The following is a 16,020-nucleotide window of genomic DNA, read 5'->3' as shown; positions in this document are numbered from 1 at the left end:
CATGCCCGGGGCTTGGGGCCGTACAATAAACGGATGAGCAAGAAGCGGTCTGCCGGCGTCATCCAGGAAATCCCGATCGACCTGATCCGCCCGGGCAGCCAGCAGGCCCGGCGGCACTTCGACCCCGACGCCCTCAAGGAGTTGTCGGAGTCGATCCGCGAATCGGGCGTAGTGCAGCCCATCGTGCTGCGCACCCGCGTCTGGGGCTATGAACTGCTGGCCGGCGAGCGCCGCTGGCGCGCCGCCCAGCTGGCCGGCCTGCACGAGATCCCCGCGGTGATCCGCGACGACCTGTCCGACGACGAAGCCTTCGTCGTCGGACTGATCGAGAACCTCCAGCGCGAGTCTCTCACGCCCATGGAAGCCGCGGCGGGCCTCAAGCGCCTGGGCGAGATCCATGGCATGACCCACGAGGAAATCGGCCGGCGCATCGGCAAGTCCCGCGAGTACGTCAGCAATTACCTGCGCCTGCTCAACCTGTCGCCGCCGGTGCAGGAGCTGGTCAACGACGGCCACATCCTGCTGGGCCATGCCAAGGTGCTGGCCGGCCTGCCGCTCAACGAGCAGCTGCGCTGGGCGGACGACGTCATCCGCCTGAAGCTGACCGTGCGCGGGCTGGAGAAGCGCATCGCCAGCGAGCGCGACAGCAAGATCGTGTTCCGGCCGGCCAAGCCCAGCGACTGGCAGCGCCTGGAGCGCGAGCTGTCCGACCATCTTGCCTGCACCGTGGTCGTGCAGGCCGACGGCAGCGGCAAGGGCGAACTGCGGCTGGCCTTCCATTCGCTGGACGAGCTCGACGGACTGCTGGCCAAGATGGGCTACCAGGCTGGTTAGCAAGCCAGCTAACTGTCATCTGGCCTAGTGTTTTTTATCGACAGGCGAGGGGGATAAGCCTGTGGATAAAAGCCCTGTGCAGCGCAGCAAACGCTGCAAGGACGGGGCTTCGCTACGGTGGTGACGCATTTTTTGCCGTTTGGTGAAACGGCGCCGGCAGGGCTGTCATGGATGGTTCCCATGCGAGCGTTCGTTCCGCCAGGCCTGTGATCAATGTTTTTTCAATCCAGCTTTATTCGATTAAAGTAAACAGGTGTCCGAAGCCCCCGCGACCACCCAGTTCGAGTTGTTCCAGGAGGAATACCGCCTCGTGGAGCGGCGCAGCCCGCGCTCGCGCAACCTGAAGATCGAAATCCGCTCCGCCACCGAGGTGCGCCTGGTCTATCCGCGCTGGGTATCCCGCGCCCAGGCGCTGGCCTTCCTGCAGGAGCGGCAGGGCTGGGTGCGCGAGAAGCTGGCCGAGCTGCGCGAGCAGCAGGCGCGGCGCGGGGCGACCGGCCTGCGCTGGGATGGCCAGGGCGAGCTGCTGTTCCAGGGCCAGCGCCTGCCGCTGCGCCTGGTGCCGGCCAGCGGCCTGCGGCCGCAGGTCCGCTTCGGCCCTGAGGAGGTTTCCCTGTTCGCAGCACCCCAGCTGGGCCTGCAGCCGCGCCACCTGGAGCTGATCCTGCGCCGCGCCCTGCTGCAGCGCGCGCGCCAGCAGGCGCGGCTGCTGCTGGACGAAGAGGGTGCGCGGCTCGGGGTGCCGGCCAGCGGCCTGCGCGTCAACGATCCCCGCACGCAATGGGGCAGCTGCAACCCGGGTGGCCTGATCTGCCTGTCATGGCGCCTGCTGCTGGCCCCGCCCGAGGTATTCCGCTACGTCGCCGTGCACGAGCTCTGCCATCTGGTGCACCGCAACCACTCGCCGCGCTTCTGGGCGCTGGTGGAGCGGCAGATGCCGGGGCATGACGCGCAGCGGGAATGGCTGCGGGAGAACGGCTCGCTGCTGCAGGAGTGGCTGCCGAAGAGCTGAGGCCTGCCGCAGCCCGGGTTCGCGCAGTGGAGCCGGGGCGTCGGGGCCCTGGTCGCTTCGGGATGCGAAGCCGACGGCGATCCCGGCTTGCCTGCGGCAAAACGGGCTACGGAGGTGCAGGAGCGGCTACCGAAGAGCCGAGGCGAATGATGCCGCCCCTTCCAGCCGTTCGCCCTGAGGCTGTCGAAGGGTGAACGGCCGCAGACGCGGTCGCCGGAGTCCGTCCGCACTTCGACAGGCTCAGCGCGAACGGACTCTCAAGCCAGGGCGCGGGCCCAAAAAAAGCCCCGCCAACGGCGGGGCTTTTTTTCCGCAATCCGCTTATCGGCCGAACAGCGAGCCGAAGGCCTTGTCCACGGCCTTGCCGACCGCGCTGTCCTTGGCCGAGTCCACCATGCCGGCCACGCCCGGCGCGCGCGGACGTCCGCTGTAGGAGCGCGAGCCGCCGGTGGCGGCCATGCTCAGCTCCGGCTGCACGCGGCCGCAGATGGTGTAGGCGTCCTGCCAGAGGTGCTCGGCGTTCTCCAGCTTGGAGACTTCCGGGTCGGCCTGGCTGGCGATCAGCTCGCGCATCGAGCCCTTCAGCTTCGACACGTGCGCGGTGTAGCGCTTGCTGTAGCCGGCGTTGCAGCGCAGCGCCGTGGCTCGGGTCTTGGCCACGGCCTGGTTCAGTTCGCCGAGGTAGGCCGGCGAGGCAGCCTGGAAGGCGCTGGTGTCGCCCGGGACGGCGGTGCTGATCTTGGCCTTGAAGCTGGCGCTGGCGGCCTGGTACGGCGGCGCAATGGCCTGGCTGGTGCCGCTGCTGGAGTTGGAGCTGCCCAGCGCGATGCAGTCGGCGTCGGTTTCGCCCAGGCTCAGCTGGCCCTGGCCCATCTCGCTGTACTGCTGGATGGCGGCGTAGTTGCCGCTGGCCATGGCAGCCTGCATCTCGGCCTGCATCTTCGGCGTCAGCGCGTCGGCCTTGTTCTGGTTGGCCTCGCGGCGCGCGTCGAGCTGCTGCCGCACGCTTTCGCGGCCCTGTTCGTAAATCTCGCAGTTCAGCGCCGTGTAGTCGGTCGGGAACGGCGGAACCGCGTACGGGTCGGCGGCATGGGCCGGCACGGCGGCCAGCATTGCCAGGGCCAGCAGGCTGCGACGGTAGATCCCCTTGTTCATCTGATGCACTCCCTCGAAGGAAAGATATTGGGCGGGCCGGCGGCTCCGCAGGGGCGCCAACTTAATCGGAACCCATGGCGGAAAAGATGACGTGCTTCTCACTGAATGTGCATTCCAGCCGCCGGGGGCGAACTGCTTGGCAGTTGCGGCGGCAGGCCGAGGTTCTGCCGCGCCGCGGCAAAGCCGGGGTCCAGCTCCAGGGCGCGGGCATAGGCGGCGCGGGCCTCCGGAACGCGGCCGGCCATGCGCAGCGCCACGCCGTAGTTGTTCCAGGCGCGGGCCTTGTGCGGCGACTGCTCCAGGGTGGCCTGCCACAGGCGGATCTCGCTGCGGTAGTCGGCATTGCGCTGGGCGGTCGACAAGCCCAGCACCAGCAGCAGGGCGGCCGCGGCGGGCCAGGCCAGTGCGGCGCGCGAGGCCGTCCAGCGTGCCAGCATCCCGCCTGCGGCCCAGGCCACCCCGGCCAGCGGCAGGTACCACTGGCGGTCGTTGGCGACATCCAGCCGCGGCATCAGCGAGTTGGTCGGCAGGAACTGCAGCACGACCCAGGCCAGGCAGAAGCCCAGCCAGGGCCGGCGCCGGGCCACCGCCAGGCCCGTGCCGAGCAGAGCCAGCAGCAGGCCGGCTTCCGCGAAGAGCGCGGCACCGGCGCGGTCGATCACCGGCAGATCGGGGTCGAAGTTCGGCGCGCGCAACAGCAGCAGCCCGCGCAGCAGCCAGACCAGCGCATGGATCTGGCTCATGGCGTTGTGCCACAGCGGGCGCTCGGTGAGGCTGGCGATGGCGAACTCGGCATAGCCGGTGCGGGGTACCGCCACCAGCAGGGCGGCGCTGGGCAGCAGCCAGAAAGGCGCATGGCGCAGCAGCCGGGCGCGCCAGCCGTCGCCCGGCCGGCGCAGCGACTCCCACAGCAGCAGCACCACCGGCAGCGCCAGCGCCGGCTCCTTGGTCCCGGCGGCGGCCGCGAAGGCCAGCCAGGCCAGCACCGCGTCGCGCAGGCGCCGGCCGGCCAGGTAGTGGTCCCAGCACAGCAGTGCCGCCAGGCAGAACAGCGACATCAGCGAGGTGGAGCGGCCGCAGAGGTAGGTGACCGCCTCGGTCTGCAGCGGATGCAGCGCGAAGATCGCGCCGGCCAGCAGGGCCGCGCGCGCGGCCTCGGCGTCATCGGGGCCGTGGATGCGCCGCGCCAGTGCCCAGACCAGCAGCACGTTGCCCAGGTGAACCGCCAGGTTGAAGGCATGGAAGGCCAGCGGGGAGCCGCCGCCCGTGACCCAGCTGAACCAGTAGCTGAGCTTCAGGACCGGCCGCAGCCCGTGGCCGAAGTCGGCGCTCAGCGCCGCCCAGGAATGCACCACCGGGTTGTCGACGATCACCTTGAAGTCGTCGTACTGGAAGGCGCCGCCCCAGCTGCCGGCATAGGCCAGGGCCACCAGCGCGGCCAGCAGCCCGGGCGCGTGGCGTTCAGCGAGCGGCGGCATCGCCATCCAGGGCCTGGTCGAGCAGGGCGCCGGCCGTCCACCAGCGCTCGCGGGCATCGAGCATCACCAGCAACGCGCTGTGCTCGCCGCGCATCGCGAACGCGGCCAGGCAGCGGCCGGCCCGGGGTGTGGTACCGCTCTTCACGCCGATCACGCCGGGGTGGCGGCCTACCAGCTCATTGCGGTTGGCCAGGGCGAAGACGCGCGGCGGCCGGTCGCGGCTGCTGATCGTGGTCTGCGAGGTGGCGGCCAGCCGGCGGTAGCGCGGGTCGCGCATCACCGCCAGCGCCAGCGCGGCCAGCTCCCGTGCCGTGCTGAAGTGGCGGTCATCGTCGTGCCCGCAGGGATTGGTGAACCGGGTCTGTTCCAGGCCCAGCGCGCCGGCGCGGGCGTTCATGCGCCGCACGAAGCCTTGCTCGTCGCCGGCCAGGACCAGGGCCAGCGCCCGGCAGGCGTCGTTGGCCGAGGCGATGACGGCGGCGGCCAGCAGGTCGCCGAGCGTCATGCGCTCGCCGGCCCGCAATCCCAGGCGGGTACCGGTATCGCGGGCGGCCGCGGCGGGCACCGCCACCACCTCGTCCAGGGAGCGTCCGCTTTCCAGCACCAGCAGGGCCGTCATCATCTTGGTCAGGCTGGCCATCGGCTGCGGGCTGTCGGCGTTGTGCGCTTCCAGCACCCGGCCGTCGCGCAGCAGCAGCCAGGCCTTGGCCTCGACCGGCGGCTGCTTCGCCGCGCGCGCCGGCGGCCAGGCGCCGGACAGCAGGCCGAGCAGCAACAGGCGCCGCGCGGGATCGGGCAGGGAGGAGCGGGACATGATGGCCGCCGATGATCGGCGGCGCGGGCTCCGGCGGGCAAGCGCCGCCGCCCCGGAAGGCGGCGGCCCGCGCGACACCCGTCACGCCGCGGCCACGAAAAAGCCCCCGCGGTATCCCGCGGGGGCCTGGGGGTACGGCGGCGGGCGCTTACTTCTGCGCGCCGGCTTCCACCGAGCCGCCGACGCTGGCGCCGTTGGCGCTGGCGTTGGCATTGGCCGAGGCGGCGGCCGAGCCGGTCAGGGCGGCGCCGGCCTTGTTCAGCACGTTGCCGGTGGCGGTCAGGCCCTGGCCGGTGACTTCCTTGGTCTTGGCGACGCCGGCCTTGGTCTTGTCGGCGCCCTTCTTCGCCAGCTTCTTGCCGCCTTCGACGGCGGCCTTGCCCTTCTCGGCGGTGTAGTCGGCAGCGGCGCCGGCCTTCTCCTTGGTGTAGTCCTTGGCGGCGGTGCCCTTCTCGACGGCGTAGTCCTTGGCGTTGCCGGCGGCATCGACCGTGGCGTCCTTGGCGGCGCCGGCCTTGGCGCCCAGGGTCTCGGTCAGCGTCGGGCCGCCGGAGGCGCCATTGCCCTGCGCGCCGGCATCGGCGTTGGCATTGACGTTGACGCCCTGGCCGTTGACCTGCACGCCGGCGTTGAGGCCCAGCTTGGCATCGGCGGCAAAGGACGGGGCGGCGGCCAGCGAGCCGGCAACGAACAGGGCGGTGAGGATCTGCTGCTTCATGGTGTTACTCCCTTGGGTAATCGTGAACATCGTTTGAGACGGTGGGCGCAGCCTAAGCGGTGGCGATGAACCGAATCTGAATACGGTTTGCGGATTCCCGGGAGCCCTGCTCAGGCCGACTTGCGCAGCTGGCCCGCCTTTTTCAGGTGGATCAGCAGCAGCGACACCGCCGCGGGGGTGATGCCGGAGATGCGGCCTGCCTGCGCGACGGTGTCCGGGCGGTGGTCGATCAGCTTCTGGCGCACCTCGTTGGACAGCCCGGCCACCGCGCGATAGTCGAAGTCCGGCGGCAGCGGCGCCTCCTCGTAGCGGCGCGCGCGGTCGATCTCCAGTTGCTGGCGCTCGATGTAGCCGGCGTACTTGCACTGGATCTCCACCTGCTCGGCCACGGCGGCGTCGAGGTCCGCAGGCGCCAGGCCCAGGTCCTTCAGCACCGCGTAGCTGCCCTCGGGGCGGCGCAGCAGGTCCAGGCCGGAGAGGCCCGAGGACACCGGCGCGGCACCGAACACGGCGACCATCTCCGGCTGCGACAGCTGCGCCGGCTTGAGCCACAGCTCCTGCAGGCGGCCGCGCTCGGCGGCGATGGCCTCGCGCTTGCGCTCGAAGGCGGCCCAGCGCGCCTCGTCCACCAGCCCCAGCTCGCGGCCCTGGGGTGTCAGGCGCAGGTCGGCGTTGTCCTCGCGCAGCAGCAGGCGGTGCTCGGCGCGCGAGGTGAACATGCGGTAGGGCTCGGTGGTGCCGCGGCTGACCAGGTCGTCCACCAGCACGCCGATATAGGACTCGTGGCGCTGCGGCACCCAGGCCGGTTCGCCGCGGGCATGGCGGGCGGCATTGATGCCGGCCAGCAGGCCCTGGGCCGCCGCTTCCTCGTAGCCGGTGGTGCCGTTGATCTGGCCGGCGAAGAACAGGCCGGACAGGGTCATGGTCTCCAGCGAGCGGTGCAGGTCGCGCGGGTCGAAGTAGTCGTACTCGATGGCGTAGCCGGGGCGCACGATGCGCGCCTGCTCCAGGCCCTTCATGCTGCGCACGAAGCGCTCCTGCACGTCGTAGGGCAGGCTGGTGGAGATGCCGTTGGGGTAGATCTCGTGGGTCGTCAGGCCCTCGGGCTCCAGGAAGATCTGGTGCGAGGTCTTGTCGCGGAAGCGGTTGACCTTGTCCTCCACGCTCGGGCAGTAGCGGGGGCCCACGCCCTCGATCACGCCGGTGAACATCGGCGAGCGGTCGAAGCCGCTGCGGATGATCTCGTGCGTCTGCTCGTTGGTGTGCGTGATGTGGCAGGGCACCTGCCGCGGATGGTCGGCCTGCGAGCCGAGGAAGGAGAACACCGGGCGCGGGTCGTCGCCCGGCTGCTCCTGCAGCGCCGCCCAGTCGATCGTGCGGCCGTCGAGCCGCGGCGGCGTGCCGGTCTTGAGCCGGCCGGTGCGCGGCATCAGCTCGCGCAGGCGGGCGGACAGGGCGTTGGACGGCGCGTCGCCAGCGCGGCCGCCCTGGTAGTTGGACAGGCCGATGTGGATGCGCCCGCCCAGGAAGGTGCCGGTGGTCAGCACCACCGCGGGGGCGGAGAAGCGCAGGCCCATGCGCGTGACCACGCCCGCCACGCCACCGCCCTCCACGATCAGGTCCTCGACCTCCTGCTGGAACAGGTCGAGGTTCGGCTGATTTTCCAGGGCGGAGCGGACAAAGGCCTTGTACAGGATGCGGTCGGCCTGCGCGCGGGTGGCGCGCACCGCCGGGCCCTTGCTGCCGTTGAGCGTGCGGAACTGGATGCCGGCATGGTCCGCGCCGCGCGCCATCAGTCCGCCCAGGGCATCGATCTCGCGCACCAGGTGGCCCTTGCCGATGCCGCCGATGGCCGGGTTGCAGGACATCTGCCCCAGCGTCTCGATGCTCTGCGTCACCAGCAGGGTCCGGCGACCCATGCGGGCAGCCGCCAGCGCCGCTTCGGTGCCGGCATGGCCGCCGCCGATGACGATCACCTCGTACTGATGCAGTTCACTGTTCATAACTACCTTCTGGGGCGGTACCGTCGGTTTCTAAGCTCCGGCTCGCCCGGCATGGCCGCCGCCGATGACGATGACTTCGCAGGGATGCTGGTCCATGACGGCCATCCTGTAACGCTAGGAGCGGCTGCCGGCCAACGGCCGCTCCTGCATCGAACCCGGGATAAATGAAAACGCCCCGCGATGCGGGGCGCGATTTTACCGCTATTCCGGCCTCAAAACTTGATTTTTCCGGTAAGCATCTGCCACCACATCTTCCAGTCGCCCAGATAGGAAAGCCAGGGGTACTGGAAGGTGGCGGGCTTGTTGTGCTCGAAGAAGAAATGTCCCACCCAGGCAAAGGCATAGCCTTGGATGAAGGCGGCGGCGATCAGCCACCAGGTCTGCGTGGCCACGGCATAGACCACCAGGGCCAGGCCCAGGCTGGTGCCGATGAAGTGCAGGCGACGGCAGGTGCGATCGGAATGCTCCTGCAGGTAGTAGGGGTAGAACTGCTCCATGTTGCGGTATTCGGCGGGCTGGCTCATGGCGGGCTCCGTGGAAAGGGGACTGTGGCCAGTATCTGCCCTGGAATGGGGCGGCTCAAGCGTAAATTTCCCTTACGGGAAGGCCCCTGTCCCCTTGCGGGAGAGGCGGGGGGAGAGGGGCGGCCTTCAAACTGGCGCGATGCGCGCGACCGCCAGCCAGCCCCTTCTTCCTCAGTCCCTCTCCCGCAGGGGGAGAGGGAGGCAGGAAAAACGCCGAAGGGTTAGTGCGGCGTCCATCTTCCTGTTGTCTAATGCCCTCATAAGACAACACAAATCGACGGGACCACGCTTGCGGATCGACAAACCCCTGCTGCGGCCGCGCATGCTCGGCTGGCGCGAATGGATCGCGCTGCCGGAATTCGGCGTGCGCCAGATCAAGGCCAAGATGGACACCGGCGCGCGCAGCTCGGTGATCCATGCCTTTGCCATCGAGCGGCCGGCGCCGGGCCGGCTGCGCTTCGGCCTGCACCCCCTGCAGAACTCCGGGCGGGAGGTCTGGTGCGAGGCCGAGATGATCGACGAGCGCTGGGTCACCGACTCCGGCGGGCACCGCGAGCTGCGGCCCTTCATCCGTACCCCCGTGACGGTCGGGCACGACAGCTGGGACGTGGAAATCTCGCTGACGGCGCGCGACACGATGAGATTCCGCCTGCTGCTGGGCCGGACGGCGCTGGCAGGGCATTATGTCGTCGATCCCGCGTCCTCCTACCTGTTGGGCAAGCGCCGATGAAGATCGCCATCCTGTCGCGCAACCGCCGCCTGTACTCCACCCGCCGCCTGATCGAGGCCGCCGAACAACGCGGCCACGACGTCAGCGTGATCGATGTGCTGCGCTGCTACATGAACATCCTGCCGCATGCCCCGGAGATCCACTACCGCGGGCAGAAGCTGCAGCGCTACGACGCGGTGGTGCCGCGCATCGGCGCCTCGGTGACCTTCTACGGCACGGCCGTGGTGCGGCAGTTCGAGATGATGGGCGTCTACTGTCTCAACGAATCGGTGGCCATCACCCGCGCCCGCGACAAGCTGCGCGCGCTGCAGCTGCTGGCACGCAAGGGCATCGGCATGCCGCGCACCGGCTTCGCCCACTCGCCCGACGATACGCACGACCTGATCGGCCTGGTCGGCGGCGCGCCGATGGTGATCAAGCTGATCGAGGGCACCCAGGGCCAGGGCGTGGTGCTGGCCGAGACCGACAAGGCGGCGGAGTCGGTGATCGACGCCTTCCGCGGCCTGGACGCCTACTTCCTGGCGCAGGAATTCATCGAGGAGGCCAAGGGCAGCGACATCCGCTGCTTCGTCATCGGTGGCAAGGTTGTTGCGGCGATGATGCGGACGGCCAAGCCCGGCGAGTTCCGCTCCAACCTGCACCGCGGCGGCACGGCGCAGGCGGTGAAGATCACCCCGGAGGAGCGTTCCACCGCGGTGCGGGCGGCCAAGGTCATGGGCCTGAACGTGGCCGGCGTGGACATCCTGCGCTCCAACAAGGGTCCGGTGGTGATGGAAGTGAACTCCTCGCCGGGCCTGGAGGGCATCGAGGCGGCATCGGGCGTGGATATCGCCAGCAAGATCGTCGAATTCATCGAGAAGAACGCGGCACCGGGGAAGACCAGAACCAAGGGCGGGTGAGGCCTCCCGGTGCCCAAAGGACACCGGGGAGCTTGAACGCACGGCCATGGAATGCTTGGCCGGGCTGAGGCATGACTTGATGTCATGCCGAAGTAAGCCATGCAGGGGCCGGGGGTGGATCAAGAGACGAGGTCTCGCCATGGACGGCCACCGCGAAGCTAAAAGGAGTGCCATGAAGAACAAGAGCACCAAGGCGGACCTCTTCGAGATCGGCGGCGAGCGGATCGGCTGCGGCGAGCGCCTGAACATCCAGCTGCCGGTCGCCAACCTCTACACCAACACCCCGGTGACGCTGCCGGTGCGCGTGGTGCGCGGCCGCGAGCCAGGCCCCACGGTGTTCGTCAGCGCCGCCCTGCACGGCGACGAGATCATCGGCGTGGAGATCATCCGCCGCCTGCTGGTGTCCAGCCGCCTGGAGCAGCTGCGCGGCACGCTGCTGGCCGTGCCCATCGTCAATACCCTGGCCTTCCTGCACCAGTCGCGCTACCTGCCGGACCGCCGCGATCTCAACCGCAGCTTCCCGGGCAGCGAGCGCGGCTCGCTGGCGGCCCGGCTGGCCAACCTGTTCCTGCGCGAGATCGTCGGCCGATCCGACTATGGCATCGACCTGCACACCGGCGCCATCCACCGGCCCAACCTGCCGCAGATCCGCGCCGACCTGTCCAACCCGGACACCCTGCGCCTGGCGCGTGCCTTCGGCGCGCCGCTGCTGCTGGACTCGCAGCCCACCAAGGGCACGCTGCGCGAGTACACCACCAAGAAGGGCATCCCGGTGCTGCTCTACGAGTCCTCCGAGGCGCTGCGCTTCGACGAGGTCAGCATCCGCATCGGCGCCCGCGGCGTGCTCAACGTGCTGGAAGCCATCGGCATGCTGCCCCCGCCGGCGCGCAAGTCGCGCGCGGCGGTGATCAAGCCGGTGCTCGCCACCCGCGACTCCTGGGTGCGCGCGCCCGCCAGCGGCATCCTGCGCGCCCAGGTGGCGCTGGGCGAGCCGGTGGTGGAAGGCCAGGTTCTGGGCATGATCGGCGACCCCATGGGCGAGCTGGACGCCCCGGTGCTGAGCAGCACCGACGGCGTGGTGATCGGCCGCGTGTCCATGCCCCTGGTGCACGAGGGCGACGCCCTGTTCCACATTGCCGAACTGGCCGAGCCGGACAGCGCCGGCGGCGTGGCCCGGCGCATCCGCCAGGCCGAGCAGCAGAAGAGGAAGCATCCGCGGATCGTGTAGCGGGCGGGTGAAATGCCCGCCAATCCGTTCATGCCGAGTAGCCTCGTGACCCCGAGTGCCGCGAAGCGGTGTATCGAGGGGGAGCGTGCGTATCGAGGCACGCGCTGTGCGCAGCTCGATACGCGACGCTGCGCGGCGCCACTCGGCGTGAACGGCTCGGGGGTGTTTGCTCTGGGCCCTTGAAGCGAGCCGCCTCAACCCTCATCCTCACCGCTTCATGTCCCGCCGCCTCGCAGCCGAAAGCCACGACGATGCCGCCCCCAGCGCCGACTGGCGGGTGCTGCGCACGCTCTGGCCCTACCTGACCGAATTCCCCGTCCGGGTGGCCCTGGCCATGGGCTTCCTGGTGCTGGCCAAGCTGGCCGGCGTGGCCCTGCCGATGCTGCTCAAGCACCTGGTGGACTCGCTGGACATCAAGGACGGCGGCCTGTTCCTGCTGCCGCTGGGCCTGCTGCTGGCCTATGGCGCCATGCGCTTCGCCGCGGCCCTGTTCGGCGAACTGCGCGACCTGGTGTTCGGCCGCGTCAGCGAGCGCGCCATGCGGCGGGCGGCGCTCAACGTGTTCCGCCACCTGCACCGGCTGGACCTGGACTTCCACCTGACGCGCCGCACCGGCGGCCTGTCGCGCGACATCGAGCGCGGCATCAGCGGCATCAGCTTCCTGCTGCGCTTCACCCTGTTCAACATCATCCCGACCCTGCTGGAGATCGGCCTGGTGGCGGCGATCCTGCTGTTCAACTACGGCGCCAGCTTCGCCCTGATCACCGGCCTGTCGGTGGCGCTGTACGTGTTCTTCTCGGTGGTGGTGACGGAGTGGCGCACGCGCTACGTGCGCGAGGCCAATGCCCTGGACTCGCGCGCCAACACGCGCGCGGTGGACTCCCTGCTGAACTACGAGACGGTGAAGCTGTTCGGCAACGAGAAGTACGAGGCGGCGGAGTACGACCGCTTCCTGGCGCAATGGGAGACCGCCCAGCAGCAGCAGCGCCTGTCCCTGGGCGCGCTCAATGCCGGCCAGGCCCTGATCGTGGCCGTGGCCCTGACCTGGATGATGGTGCTGGCGGCGCGGCAGGTGGGTACCGGCGCGATGACCCTGGGCGATTTCGTGGCGGTCAACGCCTACATCATCCAGCTGTTCGTGCCGCTGAACTTCCTCGGCTTCGTCTACCGCGAGATCCGCCGGGCCATGACCGACATGCAGCGCATGTTCGGCCTGCTGCAGCAGCGGCCCAAGGTGGCCGACGCCCCGGGGGCGGCGGACCTGGCACTGTCCCCGGACGAGGCGGGGCTGAGCTTCGACAATGTGTCCTTCGGCTACAGCGGCAAGCGCCGGATCCTGCACGGCGTCAGCTTCGAGGTGCCGCCGGGCCGCAAGATCGCCGTGGTCGGGCCCAGCGGGTCGGGCAAGTCCACGCTGGCGCGCCTGCTGTTCCGCTTCTACGACCCGGACCAGGGCGCGGTGCGCATCGGCGGGCACGACATCCGCCAGATCAGCCAGGACAGCCTGCGCCGGCTGATCGGCGTGGTGCCGCAGGACACGGTGCTGTTCAACGACACGCTGCGCTACAACCTGGCCTACGGCCGGCCCGGGGCCACCCAGGAGGAGATCGAGCGGGTGGTGCGGCTGGCACACCTGGACGGCTTCATCGCGCAGCTGCCGGAGGGCTACGACACCCGCGTGGGCGAGCGCGGCCTGAAGCTCTCCGGCGGCGAGAAGCAGCGCGTGGCCATCGCCCGCGCCCTGCTCAAGAACCCGGCGATCCTGGTGTTCGACGAAGCCACCTCCTCGCTCGATTCCGGCTCGGAGCAGGCCATCCTGTCGGCCATCCGCGAGGTGGCGGCCCGGCGCACGGCCCTGGTGATCGCCCACCGGCTGTCCACCATCACCGACGCCGACCAGATCCTGCTGCTGGACCACGGCCGCATCGCCGAGCGCGGCAGCCATGCCGAGCTGCTGGCGGCCGGCGGCGCCTATGCCCGCCTGTGGAAGCTGCAGCAGCGCGACGGCGCGGAAAATATCCCCGCCAAGGGCTGAATCCTCCCTTCCCGCTGGCGGGGTTTTCGCATACCGTGTGAACGAAAAATCAGGGGAGGCCGGCACGAGCCGGCACGAAGGCAAAAGACGATGGCCATCAAGGATGTACTGAAGGGACTCGCCGGGTTCAGCCCCAGCGAGTCGTTGTATCGCCGCATCGTGACCCCCGCGGTCGAGGCGGCGATCGAGAAGATTCCCAAGCCGGTCGGCAGCTTCGGCTACGACCCCTGGGGCTACAACGAGAACGCGGTCAAGGTGTCGCTGGGCGTCACCAAGTGGCTCTATGACCACTATTTCCGCGTCACCGCCAACGGCCTGGAGAACATCCCGGCCAACGGCCGGCTGCTGATCATCGGCAACCACTCCGGCCAGCTGCCCATGGACGGCGTGCTGCTGGGCACCGCCCTGGCCACCAACCCCCACGGCCCGCGGGCGGCCCGGGCGATGATCGAGCGCTTCTTCCCGACGGTGCCCTACCTGGGCAACCTGCTGAACTCCATCGGCGCGGTGATCGGCGACCCGCTCAACTGCGCCAAGATGCTGGAGTCCGAGGAAGTCATCATCGTCTTCCCCGAGGGCGTTCGCGGCTCCGGCAAGCTCTACAAGGACCGCTACAAGCTGCAGCGCTTCGGCAACGGCTTCATGCACCTGGCGCTCACGCACAAGACGCCGATCATCCCCGTGGGCATCGTCGGCTGCGAGGAGACCATGCCCGCGGTGGCCAACATCGCGCCGCTGGCCAAGATGCTGGGCGTGCCCTACGTGCCGATCGCCCCGCCGTTCCCGCTGCCGGCGCGCGTGCACCTGAACTTCGGCAAGCCCATGCACTTCCAGTGCAACATGGAGAGCGAGGACGAGGTCACCGCCCTGGTGGAACAAGTGAAGACCGAAATCCGGCGCCTGATCGCGCTGGGCCTGGAACAGCGCAAGGAGATTTACTGATGGCCGCCCGTCCCGCACAGGCCAAGAAGACCATCCTGGTCACCGGCGCCGCCGGCTCGCTGGCCAAGCGCGTCATCGCGCGGCTGCATGGCCGCTACCAGGTGATCGCGGTGGACTTCCGCCAGAAGGTCGAGACCGACGCCAACATCCCCTCCTACAAGGTGGACCTGCACAAGCGCGGTTTCGAGGACATCTTCCGCAACCACAAGATCGATGCGGTGATCCACATCGGCCGCTTCTTCGCCCACGAGCAGGACCGCCAGCGGCGCTACAACGCCAACGTGCTCGGCACCAAGAAGCTGCTGGAGCTGTGCCGCAAGTACTTCGTCAAGCAGGTGATGATCCACTCCACCTACTACGTCTACGGTGCCAGCCCCTACAACCCGGCGCTGCTGGACGAGGACGCCCCGCTCAAGGCCAGCGAGGTGACCCAGGACCTGGTGGACTCGGTGGAGCTGGAAAGCCTGGCGCAGATCTACCTGTGGAAGTATCCCGAACTCAACATCACCATCCTGCGCCCCTGCAACGTGCTGGGCCCGGGGGTGCGCAACAGCATGTCGCTGCTGCTGTCGCGCGGCATCGCGCCGGTACTGCTGGGCTTCTCGCCGATGATGCAGTTCCTGCACGTGGACGACATGGCCGACGCCATCATCGTGGCCTTCGAGCAGAACAAGCCGGGCATCTACAACGTGGCGCCGGAGGACTGGGTGGCCTTCCAGGAGGCCGTGACGCAGAGCGGCTGCAGCAAGCTGCCGATCCCGTCGATCCCGCCGGTGCTGCCGAAAATGTGGAGCAACCTGCTGAACTGGAACGCCTTCTTCCCGCCGTACCTGATCAACTATTTCAAGTATCCGGTGATCATCGACGGCCGCCTGTTCCGCGACACCTTCGGTTGGAAACCCCGGCGCAGCCTCAACGACATCTTCAGCTACTACCGCAAGAGCAAGCTGCTGGCGGCATAGTTTCGCTTAATTGTGGATGAAGGAACTATTCAATGGCTTCCCTCGTCCATCGCTGGCTAAACTCGGGAATCCCCACAGGAGAAGGCTCATGGCCAAGGACAGCAAGAAGCAGAAGGCGAAGATCGACATCGGCATCGGCAAGGACCAGCGCAAGGCCATCGCCGACGGCCTTTCGCGCCTGCTGGCCGACGAGTACACCCTGTACCTGAAGACCCACAACTTCCACTGGAACGTCACGGGGCCGATGTTCAATACCCTGCACCTGATGTTCGAGACGCACTACAACGAGGCGGCCCTGGCGGTGGACCTGGTGGCGGAGCGCATCCGCGCCCTGGGCTTTCCGGCGCCGGGCACCTACAAGCAGTACGCCGCCCTGTCCTCCATCAAGGAGACCGAGGGCGTGCCGGAGGCCATGGCGATGGTGAGGCTGCTGGTCGAGGGCCACGAGGCCTGCGTCAAGACCGCCCGCAGCATCTTCCCGCTGGCCGACGAGGCCCACGACGAGCCCACCGCCGACCTGCTGACGCAGCGCATGCAGCTGCACGAAAAGACGGCGTGGATGCTGCGGGCGCTGCTCGAATAAAGTCCCGAGCCGCGTAGAGGGGCCCCACGCCAAGAGGCGTGGGGATCCTAGCGTAGCGAGTGGGCGGGTTCTGTTAACTGCACCTGCAGTCGGCATAAACGCA

Annotated in this window: 15 protein-coding genes; 9 read left to right on the top strand and 6 right to left on the bottom strand. The window is 68.9% G+C overall.

Annotated features, from left to right (window positions below; translation table 11 throughout):
• Positions 1–33 precede the first annotated feature (33 nt).
• The gene (locus C3942_RS04005; protein ID WP_104229076.1) at positions 34–834 is read left to right on the top strand and encodes a ParB/RepB/Spo0J family partition protein; all 801 of its coding nucleotides are present in this window, start codon (positions 34–36) and stop codon (positions 832–834) included.
• 253 nt (positions 835–1,087) lie between these two features.
• Positions 1,088–1,846 carry a M48 family metallopeptidase gene (locus C3942_RS04000; protein WP_104229075.1) on the top strand — a complete coding sequence of 253 codons (759 nt, stop codon included), beginning with the start codon at positions 1,088–1,090 and terminating at the stop codon, positions 1,844–1,846.
• A gap of 321 nt (positions 1,847–2,167) precedes the next feature.
• On the opposite strand, the gene C3942_RS03995 is transcribed toward C3942_RS04000, so the two are convergent.
• From C3942_RS03995 to C3942_RS03970, 6 genes are all read right to left on the bottom strand, one after another.
• Positions 2,168–3,001 (bottom strand): hypothetical protein, encoded by an 834-nt coding sequence (locus tag C3942_RS03995; protein ID WP_104229074.1) that lies wholly within the window; start codon positions 2,999–3,001, stop codon positions 2,168–2,170.
• A 98-nt stretch (positions 3,002–3,099) separates the two neighbouring features.
• Entirely contained in the window at positions 3,100–4,479 is a 1,380-nt protein-coding gene (locus C3942_RS03990) for a tetratricopeptide repeat protein (RefSeq protein WP_104229073.1), read from the bottom strand.
• Positions 4,463–5,293: a D-alanyl-D-alanine carboxypeptidase family protein gene (locus tag C3942_RS03985; RefSeq protein WP_104229072.1), complete on the bottom strand. Its 831-nt coding sequence runs from the start codon at positions 5,291–5,293 to the stop codon at positions 4,463–4,465. The genes C3942_RS03990 and C3942_RS03985 overlap by 17 nt, the downstream gene beginning before the upstream one ends.
• Before the next feature lie 148 nt (positions 5,294–5,441).
• Positions 5,442–6,011 (bottom strand): hypothetical protein, encoded by a 570-nt coding sequence (locus C3942_RS03980; protein WP_104229071.1) that lies wholly within the window; start codon positions 6,009–6,011, stop codon positions 5,442–5,444.
• A 110-nt stretch (positions 6,012–6,121) separates the two neighbouring features.
• The gene (mnmG, locus tag C3942_RS03975; protein WP_104229070.1) at positions 6,122–8,014 is read right to left on the bottom strand and encodes a tRNA uridine-5-carboxymethylaminomethyl(34) synthesis enzyme MnmG; all 1,893 of its coding nucleotides are present in this window, start codon (positions 8,012–8,014) and stop codon (positions 6,122–6,124) included.
• 212 nt (positions 8,015–8,226) lie between these two features.
• Positions 8,227–8,538: an Mpo1-like protein gene (locus C3942_RS03970; RefSeq protein WP_104229069.1), complete on the bottom strand. Its 312-nt coding sequence runs from the start codon at positions 8,536–8,538 to the stop codon at positions 8,227–8,229.
• Between the two features lie 289 nt (positions 8,539–8,827).
• Here C3942_RS03970 and C3942_RS03965 point away from each other — a divergent pair, with 289 nt between their 5' ends.
• The 7 genes from C3942_RS03965 (at position 8,828) to C3942_RS03935 (ending at position 15,917) form a co-directional block, all read left to right on the top strand.
• Positions 8,828–9,268, top strand: a complete 441-nt coding sequence (locus C3942_RS03965) for a putative ATP-dependent zinc protease (RefSeq protein ID WP_243393509.1) — start codon at positions 8,828–8,830, stop codon at positions 9,266–9,268.
• Entirely contained in the window at positions 9,265–10,167 is a 903-nt protein-coding gene (rimK, locus tag C3942_RS03960) for a 30S ribosomal protein S6--L-glutamate ligase (protein ID WP_104229068.1), read from the top strand. Before C3942_RS03965 ends, rimK begins: the two co-directional genes overlap by 4 nt.
• Positions 10,168–10,339: 172 nt before the next feature.
• Positions 10,340–11,395 carry a succinylglutamate desuccinylase/aspartoacylase family protein gene (locus C3942_RS03955; protein ID WP_104229067.1) on the top strand — a complete coding sequence of 352 codons (1,056 nt, stop codon included), beginning with the start codon at positions 10,340–10,342 and terminating at the stop codon, positions 11,393–11,395.
• 217 nt (positions 11,396–11,612) lie between these two features.
• Positions 11,613–13,430, top strand: coding sequence for an ABCB family ABC transporter ATP-binding protein/permease (locus tag C3942_RS03950; protein ID WP_104229066.1), 1,818 nt, complete (start codon positions 11,613–11,615; stop codon positions 13,428–13,430).
• 90 nt (positions 13,431–13,520) lie between these two features.
• Positions 13,521–14,372: a lysophospholipid acyltransferase family protein gene (locus C3942_RS03945; protein WP_104229065.1), complete on the top strand. Its 852-nt coding sequence runs from the start codon at positions 13,521–13,523 to the stop codon at positions 14,370–14,372.
• A complete protein-coding gene (locus C3942_RS03940; protein ID WP_104229064.1) occupies positions 14,372–15,334 on the top strand; it encodes an SDR family oxidoreductase in 963 nt (320 codons plus the stop codon). Before C3942_RS03945 ends, C3942_RS03940 begins: the two co-directional genes overlap by 1 nt.
• Positions 15,335–15,422: 88 nt before the next feature.
• Positions 15,423–15,917, top strand: coding sequence for a Dps family protein (locus C3942_RS03935; protein WP_104229063.1), 495 nt, complete (start codon positions 15,423–15,425; stop codon positions 15,915–15,917).
• The last annotated feature ends 103 nt before the right edge of the window (positions 15,918–16,020 follow it).

This window comes from Solimonas fluminis (assembly GCF_002930645.1).
GTDB classification, from domain to species: domain Bacteria; phylum Pseudomonadota; class Gammaproteobacteria; order Nevskiales; family Nevskiaceae; genus Solimonas_A; species Solimonas_A fluminis.
Note: the sequence above shows the minus strand (reverse complement) of the source record. Positions and strands in the feature narration are given on the sequence as shown.